The 13,427-nt window shown below is 42.2% G+C and carries 15 protein-coding genes; 4 read left to right on the forward strand and 11 right to left on the reverse strand.

The window, feature by feature from the left end; translation table 11 throughout:
- Window positions 1-16 precede the first annotated feature (16 nt).
- On the reverse strand, window positions 17-889 hold the full coding sequence (locus IR135_RS01855; RefSeq protein ID WP_135096168.1) for a DegV family protein: 873 nt from the start codon (window positions 887-889) through the stop codon (window positions 17-19).
- 77 nt (window positions 890-966) lie between these two features.
- Here IR135_RS01855 and IR135_RS01860 point away from each other — a divergent pair, with 77 nt between their 5' ends.
- Entirely contained in the window at window positions 967-1,596 is a 630-nt protein-coding gene (locus IR135_RS01860) for a YigZ family protein (RefSeq protein WP_135096170.1), read from the forward strand.
- Here the strand turns inward: IR135_RS01860 and IR135_RS01865 are convergent, their stop codons facing one another.
- A complete protein-coding gene (locus IR135_RS01865) occupies window positions 1,597-2,646 on the reverse strand; it encodes a glycosyltransferase family 4 protein (RefSeq protein WP_135096172.1) in 1,050 nt (349 codons plus the stop codon).
- 144 nt (window positions 2,647-2,790) lie between these two features.
- Here IR135_RS01865 and IR135_RS01870 point away from each other — a divergent pair, with 144 nt between their 5' ends.
- Window positions 2,791-3,840, forward strand: a complete 1,050-nt coding sequence (locus IR135_RS01870) for a GGDEF domain-containing protein (RefSeq protein WP_135096174.1) — start codon at window positions 2,791-2,793, stop codon at window positions 3,838-3,840.
- Window positions 3,841-3,867: 27 nt separating this feature from the next.
- Here the strand turns inward: IR135_RS01870 and ytxJ are convergent, their stop codons facing one another.
- A complete protein-coding gene (gene ytxJ, locus IR135_RS01875) occupies window positions 3,868-4,188 on the reverse strand; it encodes a bacillithiol system redox-active protein YtxJ (protein WP_115883816.1) in 321 nt (106 codons plus the stop codon).
- A 106-nt stretch (window positions 4,189-4,294) separates the two neighbouring features.
- Between ytxJ and IR135_RS01880 the strand changes: the two genes are divergently transcribed.
- The gene (locus IR135_RS01880; protein ID WP_135096176.1) at window positions 4,295-4,546 is read left to right on the forward strand and encodes a hypothetical protein; all 252 of its coding nucleotides are present in this window, start codon (window positions 4,295-4,297) and stop codon (window positions 4,544-4,546) included.
- A 5-nt stretch (window positions 4,547-4,551) separates the two neighbouring features.
- Here the strand turns inward: IR135_RS01880 and IR135_RS01885 are convergent, their stop codons facing one another.
- On the reverse strand, window positions 4,552-5,448 hold the full coding sequence (locus IR135_RS01885; protein WP_135096178.1) for an EMYY motif lipoprotein: 897 nt from the start codon (window positions 5,446-5,448) through the stop codon (window positions 4,552-4,554).
- Between the two features lie 131 nt (window positions 5,449-5,579).
- Here IR135_RS01885 and murB point away from each other — a divergent pair, with 131 nt between their 5' ends.
- Entirely contained in the window at window positions 5,580-6,503 is a 924-nt protein-coding gene (gene murB, locus IR135_RS01890; protein WP_135096180.1) for a UDP-N-acetylmuramate dehydrogenase, read from the forward strand.
- A 189-nt stretch (window positions 6,504-6,692) separates the two neighbouring features.
- On the opposite strand, the gene IR135_RS01895 is transcribed toward murB, so the two are convergent.
- The 7 genes from IR135_RS01895 to nrdF form a co-directional block, all read right to left on the reverse strand.
- Entirely contained in the window at window positions 6,693-7,829 is a 1,137-nt protein-coding gene (locus IR135_RS01895) for a siderophore ABC transporter substrate-binding protein (RefSeq protein WP_135096182.1), read from the reverse strand.
- A 110-nt stretch (window positions 7,830-7,939) separates the two neighbouring features.
- Window positions 7,940-8,755 (reverse strand): ABC transporter ATP-binding protein, encoded by an 816-nt coding sequence (locus IR135_RS01900; protein ID WP_135096184.1) that lies wholly within the window; start codon window positions 8,753-8,755, stop codon window positions 7,940-7,942.
- Window positions 8,752-9,705, reverse strand: coding sequence for an iron chelate uptake ABC transporter family permease subunit (locus IR135_RS01905; protein ID WP_135096186.1), 954 nt, complete (start codon window positions 9,703-9,705; stop codon window positions 8,752-8,754). The genes IR135_RS01900 and IR135_RS01905 overlap by 4 nt, the downstream gene beginning before the upstream one ends.
- Window positions 9,698-10,663, reverse strand: a complete 966-nt coding sequence (locus IR135_RS01910) for an ABC transporter permease (protein WP_135096188.1) — start codon at window positions 10,661-10,663, stop codon at window positions 9,698-9,700. Before IR135_RS01910 ends, IR135_RS01905 begins: the two co-directional genes overlap by 8 nt.
- 146 nt (window positions 10,664-10,809) lie before the next feature.
- On the reverse strand, window positions 10,810-11,481 hold the full coding sequence (locus IR135_RS01915; RefSeq protein WP_135096190.1) for an SDR family NAD(P)-dependent oxidoreductase: 672 nt from the start codon (window positions 11,479-11,481) through the stop codon (window positions 10,810-10,812).
- Between the two features lie 49 nt (window positions 11,482-11,530).
- The gene (locus IR135_RS01920) at window positions 11,531-11,947 is read right to left on the reverse strand and encodes a FixH family protein (RefSeq protein ID WP_228063371.1); all 417 of its coding nucleotides are present in this window, start codon (window positions 11,945-11,947) and stop codon (window positions 11,531-11,533) included.
- 498 nt (window positions 11,948-12,445) lie between these two features.
- On the reverse strand, window positions 12,446-13,414 hold the full coding sequence (gene nrdF, locus IR135_RS01925) for a class 1b ribonucleoside-diphosphate reductase subunit beta (RefSeq protein WP_115883807.1): 969 nt from the start codon (window positions 13,412-13,414) through the stop codon (window positions 12,446-12,448).
- Window positions 13,415-13,427 lie beyond the last annotated feature (13 nt).

The raw sequence follows: 13,427 nt of genomic DNA on the forward strand, positions 1-13,427 counted from the left end.
GGTTTAAAATATATTATTATAAGCCTGTAACATCTACTTTATACGTGGTGAAGCCGATGCCGAGCGCACCTTCCCCTAAATGCGTGCCGACCACCGGACCAAATTCCTGCATGACAAATTTAACTTGCGGAAACTTCTCTTCCAGTTCCTGTTTGTAGCGCATACCGAGTTCCTCTGCATTGGCATGAATTAAACACGCTGTCAGCTCTTTGCCTTCGTGCTTGTCAAATTCAGCCTGCAGCATTTCTTCAATTTTCAGCATCGCTTTTTTCTGTGTTCTTATTTTCTCGATAGCGACAATTTTACCGTTCTGAAATTCAAGGATCGGTTTAATCTTTAATAGTCCGCCGATAAAGGCCTGGGCATTCGATAAGCGGCCGCCCTTCTGCAGATTTGTCAGTGTATCGACTAGGAAGAAGGCATTCATGCTGTGTTTCTCTTTCATGTCATTAACATCAGCCAGCACTTCTTGAAGCGGCTTTGAAGCAAGATTCTGCGCCGCATAGAGAGCTAAAAAACCTAGCGGTGCAGCTGCAATTTCAGAGTCAACGACGTGTACGTTAATACCGTCGACACTTGCAGCTGCTGCCCGTGCACTCTGGCATGTGCCGCTGATTTCAGCAGACAGATGGAAGCTGATAACGTCGGTGTAGCCGTCCCGGTACAGCGACTCCAAAAGTAAAATATAATCGCCGATTGACGGCTGGCTCGTTGTCGGCAGTTCTTCCAGTGCAGCCATTTCGGCATAATACCATTTATTATCTATTTCGTTTTCTTTAAAAGTCTTATCCCCTACCACTACATTTAAGGGAATTGTAAATATATTATGTTCGGCTAAAATTTCCTCTGATAAATAACTTGTCGAATCTACGACCACCGCAACTTTCATATGCGTCTCCTCCAATTCATCTCGTAACTATTCTACTACATATCGGACATATGATAAACTGTTATGGAGGTGTTTTTATGGAACAAAAATACATGAATTACAAAAGTGCGGAAACTGAAATCGTTATTAAAAAGTCCCGGTTTTTATCGTTTATAAAACGGACTGAATCTGAAGAAGAAGCGAAAGCTTTTATAGCGGAAATAAAGAAAGAACATAAAACAGCTACACATAACTGCAGTGCTTACATCATCGGTAAAAGCGCCCTGATTCAAAAAGCGGATGATGACGGTGAGCCTCAGGGTACAGCCGGGGTGCCGATTCTCGAAGTGCTGAAAAAAGAAGAGCTTTACAATGCGGCTGTGGTCGTCACCCGCTACTTCGGCGGAATTAAGCTCGGTGCCGGCGGTTTAATACGCGCGTATTCAAAAGGCGCATCGAGCGCGGTCAAGGAAGCAGGAAAAGTTGTGGAAGTTCCGGTTGTGCCGCTCACTGTGACCCTTGATTATACTTTTACGAGCAAGTTCGAACATTATCTCGAAACGGCGGAAGCAGCAATCGTTTCGCAGAACTACACGGATAAGGTGAGCTATGTGCTGCACGTCAAAGAAAAAGGTGTCGACGCAATCGTCAACACCTTAAAAGAAATTACCAGCAACAGTTTCGATTATGAAGAAGGCGACATTATCATCGCTGAAGAAACAGTCTGATTATGGAATTTTATTAAATACTTTCTGGAAAAAGTTCAGTACCGGACGGCGATTTGAGCCAATCAGATTGGTCGCCTCAACTACTATATTCATCGTAAACAAGAGCAGAATGCCGATAATTACCGCGCCCGGCACAGTTGCGAGGTACATGATTACCCCGCCGATAGCGAACAAGAGCGCAATAAAGTAAATCAGCACGACGGTCTCCCTGTGAGAGAAACCGAGCTGCTGCACTCTGTGGTGCAGGTGATTTTTATCTGCCCGCATAACAGACACACCTTCTCTGTACCGCCGGACTGCCGCAAAGAAAATATCCATAAACGGCACCCCGAGTATAATAATCGGGAAGAACAGCGAAATAAATGTAATATTTTTAAAGCCGATAATCGACAGCACACCGATAATGTAGCCGAGCATCATCGCCCCGTTATCACCGAGAAAAGTTTTTGCCGGATGAAAGTTGTACGGCAGAAATCCGAGACAGGCACCGAGCAGAATAACACAAAGCATCATGACGAAGATGTTCTGCTGGAAAATAGTTATTACAGCGATACTTGCCAGCGCAATAATAACAACGCCTGTTGCCAGACCGTCGAGCCCGTCGATCAGATTAATCGCGTTTATAATTGCGGCAAGCCAAATAACAGTGACCAGTATTGAAAAGACACCGAAGTTAATTTCAAAGCCGAAAGGCGTAATCGTATCGATAACAATACCATATGAAATCGGTACTGCGATGGCGACGAGCTGGCCGAGGAATTTAATGAACGGCTTCAAATCATACTTGTCATCAATTACCCCGATCAGGCAGATTACTACTGCACCGATAATAATCGGTTTATATTCAGTTTCGACAGGCTGAGCAAACAGCGTTACGATTGTAAAGCTCAGCAGAATCGCCACACCGCCGAGATAAGGCATCGGCACTTTATGCACTTTGCGGTAGTTCGGATAATCTACAAACCCGAAACGCTTCGCAATGTATATAAAAAGCGGCACTATTAATAAAGATATCGCGAACGATATACATAAAATAAATAAAGTATACATATTCTCACCCGTATTTTTAATCCAATTAAATATACCATATTCGGTATAAAAAGTTCCCTTTTTAAAGAATCTGATGATAATTTTCCTAAATGAATAAATCATTGTATAATGAGGGTATAAATTCATCCGGTCAGGAGGCGTGCTATGTTCATCGATTTTTTATTAAATATCGCTTTAATTATAAGCGGTATATACCTCTTTTACCGTATTCAGTTTTTCGAAGAAAAAAAGATTGTGGAAACAGGTTTGTTTCAGTCGCTTTTAATGACAACATTATCAATTTTGTCGCTGCTCGTGCCGATCAGCACTTCAGAGGGTGAATTTGCGCTGTTTTTTATCCCGCTGTTAATTCTCGCAGCGTATAATACATTTTACTACGGCCTGATGTCGGCTGCTGTCGTATATTTTTTCTATCATTTCATTTTTGACCACAGCATTTCAGCTTATATCGTGTTTATTGTGCTCTATATGCTGTTTTTGATGATCGTGCCTTTTATCCGTAAAATAACGCACGCGAATTTAGTTGTGACAAACATTATCTTCACATCTTTATATATCATTATTCTAAATCAATTCTTCTACAATATATCATTAATGACAGGTATAATACTACTCGTTGTAACATCGCTGATTATATTTGTTGCGCATATGATGTATGAAGATATTAACGCGATATACAGATTGAACAAACGCATCGATGATGATGAGTTTATCGACCATCTGACACAGCTCGGAAATGTGAAATCGCTCGATAAATTAGTCGACGAACACTTTGAAAATGACGATACGCTGAGCCTGCTCCTGATTGATATCGACAGTTTTAAATCGTATAACGACAAGCACAGTTATGATTCCGGCGATAAGATTATCAGCCAGATGGCGTCGCTGTTAAAAAATTACGTGCCGACAGGCGGTCATCTGTTTAGAAACAGCGGCGAGGAGTTCGCTATGGTCATTCCCAATCTGTCCTTCGATAAAACAGTCCGTCTCGGCGAAGCGATTCGCAACAGTGTTGAATATTCCAAGTTCCACGTAAATGAAATCGACACGGTTAACGCGACAGTTTCAATCGGCGTCGGCTATAAAGATACTGCCGGAGCGACCAAGCGCGATCTGTTAAAAGAAGCAGAAGGCGCCTTGTTCGAAGCGAAAAAACTGGGACAAAACAGAGTAATGTTTGCCCCAATCGGATAATAAAAAAACGAGCTCCGGCTCGTTTTTTTAATCTTCCACACTCGACAGAGTGCTCAATGTTATTTTGCTGTGCGAATCATGCCACTTTACTTTTCCTCCGGAGAAATAAAATGCCTGCGGTGATTCGTGTTTTATTTCGTAAGTTTCAGAGATATAGTCAGATAAATCCCGGTGGTCCTGAACGATTAAATAATAGCCGTCCATGTCTCTTTCATAATGGAATTTTTGAAATTCTTCAAAAGCCGACGCAGATATCGGGCAAGTATTGCTGTGTTTTAAAAAATAAAATTCATTTTTATTTTTAATTAGATTTTGAAATGCATCTATATTGGTTATTTTAGTTAACATTTCATCACACCTTTCATTAACTTTATATAATTTATCACTTATTTTAAAATATAGCAAATCGGTTTCTCGACATATGATATAATGCAACTGTACTGGAGGGTTACTTATGACTAAAAAATTAAAGCGCTGGACTTTCCTGGATTCGCTGAACGCGATTCTGTTTATCGTTGTTGTACTGTTCTTTTTAGACTTTGAAAACAACAATTTAATGTCCTGGATACTGCTTGCAGTATTTCTGTTCTGGCTTGTTACTGTAGTGCTCCGAAATGTAATGATTTCAAAAATCGAAAAAGATCCGCAGCATCCTTTACATAATCTGCAGACTGGTAAAGAGACAGGCGAAAACGTAAAAAAATGAGACTCCTAGCGGGCCTCATTTTTTTTATTTTCAAGTTCTTCCTGGAATTGGCTGTCGAGCGTCGCTGCTGTTTCTACGAGCGGCAGCACATTTTGCAATGACACTTCCTGCAGGTTTTCAACCGAAACCATAACATTTTTGCGTTCTTCAAAATACGTCCGGTAGTTATAATACATTTCGAGTGAAATCGTGCGGGCCCGGGTTGCCTTGCCGGTAGAGATATTCAGCGCATTCAGCGCTTCGATGTGATCGTCCAGCATAGGCAGCAGAATATCGTTTGCATACTGCTCTTTTTCTTCCGCGCTCTTTTCATTATGGAAAGCTGTGGAGTGCTTATCCAGTTCTTCGCTGTTCTCATTCAGCACTTCAATCAGCTTGTTCATCTCTTCAATTTCTTCGGCACTGTCTGCTGATTCGATAATATTATCGCGTTCTTCCTGATGCGTAATAAAAGACTGGCTGAGAGAGACCAGCTGTGAATTGGAATCAATCGATAAAGCATACGAATTTAAAAATGAAGACATCTGAGATGTAAAATCCTGCTTCACGCTGATGCTCTCCCTCAAAATGCCATGCAGTTCTTCGAGCTCGCTGTTTGGCACTTCGACACTGTCAAGCTCTTCGGTGAGGCTGTCTGCAAGCGGCACGAGTATTTCATCGACTTCAGTTTTTAAATTCTGCAGATATTCTATATCCACTTCTTCATCGCCATAGTACATTGCCTGAAGTTTATCTAAGTTCATATTATTAATGGTCTCATTAAATTCATTATTCAGTCCTGTAAGCTTGTCTGTACTTTCTTCATAAGTATGTAAATCAGCTTCCAGATTATTCCCGCATGCCGAAAGCATTACTGCAAGCAGCAGGATCAGCGGATAGAAGGTCAGCGATTTGCCATTCATATAAGAACCTCGCTTTATGAAAAATTTTCTTTCTTTTAATACGCTACATTATAACATATATTATGTTAGTTTAAATTTATCCTTATTTAAACTATAATATATATTAATTATGCTTTGAGAGGAAAATTAATGTGAATAACACGCAGCTTGACCAGGAGCTTAAAAAACTATTAACGTCATCGGTAATTAAAATTGATGAACCATTATATAAATATACTTATACTGAAACAGGCGGAGCCGCGGATGTGTATGTTGAAGCGGGAACTGTTGAAGATACAGCCGCTGTTATCGCTTTCGCCAATAAGAATAATATCCCCGTAACCTATCTCGGCAACGGTTCGAATATTATTATTCGCGACGGCGGCATACGCGGCATCGTCGTCAGCCTTTTAAAACTGAACGATATTCGAGTGGAAGGCCGCACGCTCGTCGCTGAAAGCGGCGCAGCGATTATCGATGCATCGAGACTTGCACTGCAGCATGAACTCTCGGGGCTTGAATTCGCCTGCGGCATTCCAGGATCAGTCGGCGGCGCTGTTTATATGAATGCGGGCGCTTACGGCGGCGAGGTGAAAGACTGTCTGACTCAGGTGACTGCCATTAATGAAAGCGGCGATTTCGTAAAGCTGACACTCGAGGAACTTGAACTCGGCTACCGGACTAGCCGCGTTCAGACAGAACATCTCGTTGTCGTTTCAGCAGAGTTCGAACTCTCTGAAGAAAAAAATTACGATGAAATTAAAGCCGTTATGGACGATCTGACGGAAAAACGCGAATCAAAACAGCCGCTTGAATATCCATCATGCGGCAGCGTGTTTCAACGCCCGCCCGGCAATTTTGCAGGCAAGCTGATTCAGGATGCGGGCTTGCAGGGCTACCGCATCGGCGGCGTCGAAGTATCAAAAAAACACGCCGGATTTATGGTTAACGTCGACGGCGGTACAGCGGGAGACTACGAAGCATTAATCGAACATGTACAAAACACAATCCAGGATCAATTCGGTGTTGTGCTTCACCGCGAAGTACGCATTATCGGAGATAATCTAGAAAAATAAATTATCGGTATGCTGAAGGCCGGCGAATATTGAATTCGCCGGCCTTTTTGTTGGGATTTTATCATTTTTTGACGCTGCCGGGTCACTGTCACTTCTACAATCAATCAGCTGGCAAGAACAAAAATAACCGCCGCAATATAAAAAAGCCGAAAACCTCGCGGGTTTCCGGCTTCATATCATATTAAATTATTATTCTGCTGTTGCTCCGTCTACTGCTTCATTAATCTCTTGAACTTGAGCTAATGCTGTTAAGTAACCGCCTGCGTTTAAGTACCAGTTTTGAGGGTTTAATTCGTAAACGTTGTCGTTTTCAATTGCCTCAACGCCTGAAGTTACTTCATTCACTAGTACGTCTGTTGATGTTGCTTCGCCTTCAGATACTGCTGCACCGCGGTCCATTAATAAAATCAGAGCCGGGTTTGTTTCTGCAATAAACTCATAGCTGATTTCATTACCATGACTGTCTGTTGTTTCTTCCGACTCTTCCTGTTCACCAGCTGAAGTGAATCCGAAGTCATTGTAAAGGAAGTCATAACGTCCGCCGACACCGTGGAATGATAAGTTACCGCCGTTAGTTTGAACGAAAAGCATCGGCAAGTCTGCTGCTGCAACTTTTTCGTTAACTTCAGCAAGCTGTGCATCCAGGTCATCTACAAGTTCTTGTGCTTTATCTTCTACGTCGTACATTTCACCGATAAACATCGTCATTTCTTTAACGTCTTCGAAGTAGTTTGAGTTGTCTGCTGCAACGTGAATAATTTCCGCGTTTGGTGCCGCTTTTTCAAGTTCGCCTACTACGTTAGAGTTTGACTGGCGTCCGTGAATCATAATGATTTCCGGGTCAAGAGCAGCTAATGCTTCATAGTCCGGCTCTTTCAGTCCGCCAAGGTTTACGTATTCTTCGTCTGATTCATATACATCTGAAATAGTGTTTCCAAGTGAAGCATTGTTTTCACCTTTTGGAAGTCCCATAATGTTTTCTTCAAGGTCAAGTGCTGCGAACGTTGAAGCAACCCCAAGGTCAAAAATGACAACTTTGTCAGAGTTCTTTGGAAGTTCTACAGTTTCGTCAATTTGCGTTCCTTGTCCTTCTTCACCGCGTTCGCCGGTTCCGATTTCGAATTGGTTTTCATAAGCAATTGTGTCAGCAGATTCTTCTTCTGAAGACTCGTCCTCAGCAGTCTCTTCTCCCGCTGATTCTTCTGTTGATGTTTCCTCTGATGCATTGTCTTCTGTTGTTGATTCTTCTTCTGAACCGCCGCTGCACGCCGCAAGTACCAGGATTACTGCCATAGTAAGCATTAAGTATAATTTCTTAAATTCCATATCTCTCTATTCTCCTCTTAATATGTTTTTTAGCCCCCACTAAAAAAATACTGCGCTACTTACTGAACACATTCGAATGCCGGAACCTCACCTCCTTTAATGCCGGCAGTTTAAGCGTTGCCGATTAAGTAGTTTGCTGCGAGTTCTGTTGAATCTCCTTCGATAACACCATCGAAGTAGAAACAAATTCTGTGTCCGCAAATTGATTCTATATTTATTTCCATTTCATAGATGCCTTCAAGAACTTCTTTCGTAATTACTTCGTTCGCTGTACCGCTGACTGCGATTTTACCGTCTTTCAAGGCAACGATATTATCCGAGTAGCATGAGGCAAAGTTAATATCGTGAATAACGATTATTATCGTTTTGCTTTTGTCGCGGCACAATCTGCGTAAAATCTGCATAATCTGTACCGAATGTTTCATATCCAGATTATTCAGAGGTTCATCTAGGAAGATATATTCCGTATCCTGTGCAATAGTCATTGCGATATACGCACGCTGGCGCTGACCGCCTGACAGTTCATCTATATAGCGTTCTTCAAATTCCTTCAGTCCCATATAGCTGATTGCTTCATCGATGATTTCTTCATCCTGATCAGTCAGTCTGCCTTTTGAATACGGGAAACGCCCAAAAGAAATTAATTCTCTCACTGTAATTTTCAGTTCGAGATGATTCGCCTGTTTTAAAATCGTGATTTTCTTTGCGAGTTCACCATGCGGCTGGGTAAAAATATTATCGCCTTCAAGCAAAACTTCTCCGCTATTTTTATCGAGTAAACGTGTGATCATTGAAATGACTGTACTTTTACCGGCGCCGTTTGGTCCGATAAGTGAAGTAATCTTACCTTTCTCTATATCAATTGAGACGTCATCTACGACAGTTTTACTGCCGTATTTCTTAGTGATTCCCTTGACACTAATCATGTACGATTCCTCCTAAGCATTAAGTAAATGAAATAAATTCCACCTACTAAATTAATAATAACACTTAATTCAATGTTATTCCCGAATACGAACTGAACGACCATCTGACCGATAACCAGCGTAATAATGCTGACCAGTGCTGTGCCGACTATCAGATAGGAATGCCTGAATGTTTTTAAAAGCTCGTGCGCCAGGTTGACAACGAGCAGCCCGAGAAACATTATCGGTCCGACGAGCGCTGTCGATACCGACACAAGTATCGCTACAATAATTAAAAGAGCCGATACTTTACGGTCGTAATTAATCCCGAGGTTTAAAGCATGGTCACGGCCTAGGGACAGGACGTCCAGCGCATGAAAGTCTTTAAAGACGAAGATCAGCATAACGATAACGATAATTCCAGTAATTCCGAGCAGTGATTCATCGATTGCGTTAAATGAACCGAACAGGGTTCCCTGCAGGATTGAGAAATCTTCCGGACTGATTAAAATCTGCATGAAGGTCGATAAATTCCCGAAGAAGGTACCGAGTATAATACCGATTAAGAGCAGCAGGAAGATGTTATTTTTCGTTACTTTAAACAGAAATTTAAAAACGAATAGTGTAAACAGTACGAGTATGCCCATACTTAAAAAGTAGTTGTACTGAGAGTTTAACAAGAGCGGCGAGCTCACGCCCGCTAAAAATACAATAGCTGTCTGAATGAAGGTATAAACCGAATCCAGCCCCATAATTGACGGTGTTAAAATTCTGTTTTTAACAATCGTCTGGAAAATCACTGTTGAAACGGCGATTGCCACCGCTACAATAATAATAGCAAGTATCCGCTTCAGCCTCGACGGCAGCTGATAAAAATAAATATCCGGATTCAATCCGTAAAACGTATAAAATGCGAGCAGGCCGACTGATAACAAGGCCAGCAGCAGAATTACTTTAGTGTTCTTATGCATGCTTAACCCTCCTGAAGATGAGGATTAAGAATATTGCACTGCCGATTGTCGCAATCATCAGACCGACTGAAATTTCATACGGCGCAATAATAACACGGCCGAGAATATCGCAGATCATGACGAAGATTGCACCGGTCACTGCTGTAATAGTGAGCGTGCCCTTCAGATGATCTCCCCGGAATATCGACACGATATTCGGAACGATCAATCCGAGGAACGGAAGCATACCGACTGAAACAACAACAATCGCCGTCATTGCAGCAGTTAAAAACAGCCCGATGTTAACGATAAGCTTATAGTTCATTCCGAGGTTCGTCGAAAAATCTTCTCCCATACCTGCCACTGTAAACTGGGCAGCGTACAGAAAGACGACGATAAAGAGCGGAATACTGATGTAGAGTATTTCATATTTTCCTGATATCAGCGTAGAGAAGCTGCCGTGCATCCAGCCGGAAATAGCCTGAAGCATGTCCGTCCGGAGCGCAAGAAATGTAGAGACACTCGCGACAACACCGCCGAGCATCATCCCGATAAGCGGAACAAATATAACGTCTTTAAATTTAATGCGGGTAATAATGCTCATGAAGAGCATCGTTCCAAGCAGTGCCAGTGCAACCGCAAAAAACAATCTGCCCATCATGCTGATCGCCGGGAAAAATATTAACCCGAGTAAAATACCAAGCTGTGCCCATTCTGTCGTTCCTGCTGTCGTTGGAGATACAAACTTATTGCGTGTCAGCTGCTGCATCACGAGCCCGCATACTGCGAGTGATGCACCTGCAATGATGATTGACACGGTCCGCGGCATGCGGCTATGTATAAGTATAGACATCTGGTTATCAGATAAACTGAAGATGTCCGATATATGAATTTGGCTGACTCCGACAAACATAGAGATTATTGATAAAACGATCAGTAGGAAAATTAAAATATCTATTCTAAACAACTTTTGTATCATGGCTTCCCACCTTAATTGAAAATGATTATCATTGATAACCATACATGCATTATACACCGGCCTATTTTACAATTCAAACTCTTTCTGCATAAGAATTGCTTATTATAAAAATAAGCCGCCCGGGAGGCGGCTTAACTCTTTAAAATTTAACTGATAATAATAGTTTCCCCGGTTGGTATATCTTTATCGTGATCTAAAATTGCTTTAATTTTTTTAATTGCTTTGTGATTCGCACGTTCTTCTTCTGTTGTTTTATATGTCGGGCGGTAGCTGAGTGCATAGACGTCAACATCCTCGCGGCGCAGCTCTACCGATGTAGAATGCGTCAGCGCTTCAATCGCCCCTGTGACCGTGTAATATAAGTTGCGTTCGAAAACTTCTTCAAATGCCGGCTCTATCACGTTAATAATTTTAGCGTCATTTTCCACTTTTAATAAGGGACGAAGGGTCCGGATTCCAAGGTACGTTCCCCACACATGTTCGTACATCACATCGCTGAATTCATTAAAACTGACGTTGTACACCGTTTTATCATCGGTAAAAATTGAGTGTACTAAAATAATACCGTTCAGCGATTCGTAGTTTTCTTCAATTTCATCTACGATATCCAGCCAGTCAATTTCCTTGGACTGTTCCAGCAGTACAATTTTGTGCTGGCCCGGTGTATCCTCAAGCGAAGCGTACACTTCTTCCAATTCACTATACTCTAATCCCGCCAGTATAATATTCGCATTATGCTGAGCCAATTCCAGCGCAGTTTCTCTGCCGAGCGAAGTCGCTGCACCTGACACGATATAAGTTTTACTTGTTAAATCCATAATATCCTCCTAGAATTGCCCGTAGTATTATTACTATAATAATACACTATTACTCAACAGTCACGGATTCTTCAGGCATCGTGTGGAGCTGGTAAGCATCGACGTGTGCGATAACACTGTATTCGCCCGGTTCGTCAAACGTATACTCAAGCACGTACTCACCGTTCTCACTGTGATCCACTTCAATCATTTCCAGAGATTCTTCACCCGATAAAATTTCAAACATCACCTGGTCAGCATCTGTCACATCTTCTTCATTTGAAGTAACGTGAGCAGTAAATTCAGCGGCTTCTCCTGATTGAATGCTTTCCGGAGTCTGCAAATCAACTTCAAGTGATCTGATCTCGTCGCTTGAAGGGTTGTCATGGTCCATGTCGCCATGATCGTGTTCTTCTTCTCCCGAGCAGGCTGCAAGCGTTAATCCTGCAAGCAGCATAACTGATAAAACACCTGATTTAATTTTCATATATGTATCCCCATTTCTATAATTCTCTCACATCTTATCATACATTACTTGATGATAACTTTAAATTCCATATCATGACATTTTTATGACCAGGCTGGGGTGGGCTGTGTAAATTCTCTGTCGCTTTTTTGGCGCTGGGATACACATGAAAGTTTGTCATGCCAACGCACCGAGTCTTGCGTATACATGAAAGCCCGTCATGCCAACGTATCGAGTCTTTCGTATACATGAAAGCCCGTCATGCCAACGTATCGAGTCTTTCGTATACATGAAACCCCGTCAGGCCAATGCATCGAGTCTTGCGTATGCATGAACCCTTGTCAGGCCAACGTATCGAGCCTTGCGTATACATGAATCCCCGTCAGGCCAACGCACCGAGTCTTGCGTATACATGAACGCCAATCATGCCAATCCCAGCTGAGACTCTCCCAAGCAAACAGCCGGCTGTGGACAACAAAAAAACGCTCCCCCTTTAATTAAGAGGAGCGTCTTAATCTATTAATCGTTAAAGATAAAGTCTTCATCACGGAGCGGTTCTACATTCAAAGCGAGAACGTAGCCGTCGCCTTTAACACTGAAGAAGTCGTGGTTTTTCGTCGTCGTATCGAGAGCGTTCTCGATAATCGGGTTGAACCCTTTTTCTTCAAAGTAAGGATCGAAGCCTAAGTTCGCAAGCGATTTGTTCGCATTGTACTGAAGGTAATTCAATACATCGTCAGTCAGACCGAGTTTGTCATACAGACTCTTAGTGTAAATTACTTCGTTCTCATAAAGTTCATCGAGTAATTTGTACATTTCTTTATCCGCACGTTCCTGCTCTTCAGCAGTAAGCTCGCCTTTCATTTCCTGAGCGTCAAGTCCTGTGAAGACACCATGAATCGATTCGTCCAGCAGAATCTTACGGATAATTTCACCGCTCGTCGTCATACGGCCATTCCCCGCTAAGTATAGCGGGTAGTAGAATCCTGAATAAAACAGGAACGACTCAAGGAAGACCGATGATACACGCGCCATGTACCTGTCGTAAGCTGACGGGTTTTTATCGAGTAATTTATAGTAGTTTGTAACAATTTTGTCCGCTTTATATTTTAACTGTTCATTGTTCATTACCCAGTTATCGAGCAGGTCGTCTGTCTCTTTAGTCGGCAGCAGCGTCGTAAAGATATGAGAATATGATTTCGCATGAACCTGCTCCATCATGCCCATAAATGAATATACTGCTTTTTTGCGCAGATCCGGAGTATGCAGCATAATCAACGGCATGCCGTCATCTGCCTGGTGTGTATCCAGTCCTGTTAAACCTGCCAGCACCTTTTTAAAAGTATCTTTTTCATCTTCGGACAAGCCTGCCCATGATGCTAAATCTTTCGACACTTTAAACTCTGTCTCGACCCACATCTGTGAGATATTTTGGCGCCAGAAGACATTCGTCATGTCATCTTCTTTATTCCAGTTAACTGCAATCATTGTTTAGTCTCCT

It is taken from the genome of Jeotgalicoccus nanhaiensis, from assembly GCF_015235105.1.
Classification (GTDB): domain Bacteria; phylum Bacillota; class Bacilli; order Staphylococcales; family Salinicoccaceae; genus Jeotgalicoccus; species Jeotgalicoccus nanhaiensis.